This is a genomic window from Streptomyces sp. NPDC004658, from assembly GCF_040609555.1.
Classification (GTDB): Bacteria; Actinomycetota; Actinomycetes; order Streptomycetales; family Streptomycetaceae; genus Streptomyces.
The window spans coordinates 1-2034 of the sequence record NZ_JBEXKG010000374.1; the positions used below are offsets into that span (position 1 = coordinate 1).

Annotated in this window: 1 protein-coding gene and 1 pseudogene; both read right to left on the bottom strand. The window is 76.8% G+C overall.

The features are described 5' to 3' along the window. A pseudogene (locus ABZV94_RS41430) lies at positions 1–269 on the bottom strand (peptidoglycan-binding protein); the annotation flags it as partial. Positions 270–387: 118 nt separating this feature from the next. Continuing rightward, positions 388–2034 (bottom strand): prolyl oligopeptidase family serine peptidase (locus ABZV94_RS41435; protein WP_356350250.1); only part of this gene is annotated, 1647 nt, incomplete at its 5' end.

Consider the following 2034-nt stretch of genomic DNA (forward strand, 5'->3'; position numbering starts at 1 on the left):
GCCGCCCGCCGCCGGCCCGGGCCCCCGCCGGGGGCGGCCGTGGCCGGAGCCCGTGGGGGCCGCGTGACCGGCGCGGGCGTGACGGAGCGGGGAGGGGCCGAGGCGGGCACGGGCGGGAGTTCCCGGGTGTCGTCCTCGTCGGTCACCGGATCGGGTCGCATCTCCCGCATGAGTTCCGCGAGGGCGTCGAAGCGGCGCAGGCGCACGACCCGGACCGGCTCCAGGACCGGTCCGGGCGGCGGCGGTTCGGGGTCGGGCGGTGTCGGCACCTGGCTCTCCTTCCGTCCCGTGGGCGGGGGCGGGGCTCGCGCGGCCCGCATCCACAGATACGGCGCCCACCGCGGCCTCGTTCAGGCACCGCCGCTCACCCCCGGCGAGGCGGCGGGTTCACGGGTGGAGGTGCCGTTGCATCCAGTCGGCCGCTGCGCGGCGGAACAGGCGGCGGTTGTCCGCACGCAGGAAGTCGTGCCCTTCGTCGTGCAGGGTCAGCAGTTCCGCGTCGATGCCCCGTTCCCGTGCGGCCCGCACGAACTGCTGGGACTCCCCCGGTGGCACATTGGTGTCGTGTTCGCCGTGGACGGCCAGCAGCGGGACGCGCAGCGCGTCGATGCGGCTCATCGGCGACAGGGCGCGCAGCAGTTCGCGGTCGCGCTCCGGGTGGCCGTACTTGTGCGCCGCCGACTCCGCGATCCACGGCTCCGTACCGGCGAAGAAGGTGAGGAAGTCGGACATGCCGCAGACGGCGACTCCGGTGCGGAACAGGTCCGGGTGCCAGACGAGGGAGGCGAACGTCAGGTAGCCGCCGTAGGAGCGGCCCATGACCGCGAGCCGGGTGGGGTCGGCGGGGCCCGCGGCGACCGCGTGGACCGCGCAGTCCGCGACGTCGTCGAGGGCGGCGAAGCGGCCCGCTCCCAGGTCGGCGTCGACGAACGAACGGCCGTGCCCCAGGGAGCCCCGGACGTCGGGGGCGAAGACGTCCAGGCCGCGTCCGACCAGTTCGTGGTACAGCGGGTTGAACACCGGGCGTTCCTGTTCCTCCGGTCCGCCGTGCAGGTGGATCACACAGGGCGCCGGTTCGTCGGGGGCGCGCCCCGGCGCCCGGTAGTACCAGCCGCTCAGGGGCAGCCCGTCCCGCGCGGTCAGGCGCACGGGGACGGGTCGTACCGGCGGGCGGCCCGGCCCGACGGCGTCCTCGTCCCGGGAGGACCAGGGCGTGCGCAGCAGGGACACTCCCTCGTGGGCCCACCAGACGCCCGGCCGGCGCTGCGACCCCGACAGCGCGAGCAGCAGGCGCCCGGCACCGGCGGCGGTCACGCGCGTGACGACCTCGTGGGGCAGGCGCAAGGGCCGTGCCGGGCCCGTCGCGTCCGGTGTCCGCGCCGTCGGGAAGGTCTCGACGAGTTCCAGCTCGCTCGCGCCCCGCACGTTCCACGCGAGCGCGGCGGTGCGGCCGTCGTGGGCCAGTGCCAGGAGTTCGAGGTCGCTTCCCGCGCGCTCCGCCGCGACCGACACCGCGTGCGGGCCGCCGTCGGCGTCCAGTGCCACCGCGAGGAGTGCCGCGTACTCGCGGTCGTCGTTGCTGCGCAGCCACAGCGTCCGCCCCTCGGGAGAGAACCGGCCGATCCACGGGTCGCCGTCGGCGACCGGCACGGCGAGGGTGGTCACCGAGTCGGCGGTGCGCAGGACGACCGCCTCGCGCCGTCCGCGCGGCCCCCGGCGCAGCAGCGCGAGCGTGCCGTCGTGGCTGAGGTCGCACGCGCGCAGGGAGGCGGCGTGGGTCTCGGTGGTGAGCAGGACGGGCGAGGCCAGACCGTCGGGATCGATCAGGTAGACCGACAGGCCGCCGTCGGGCCGGGCCGCCGGGGCCGTGGTGCCGGCCGGGGTCCCGTCCGGCGCCGTCCCGGAGGCGGCGTCGTACGGGGCCGGGCCGAGGAGCGTGGCGTGACCGTCGCGTTCCGCCCAGTCGGCCGCCGGGCGCACCCCGGCGAGCCGGTCGTCCGCCGGGCCGGCACGAACGCCGCTGACGTTGCGAAG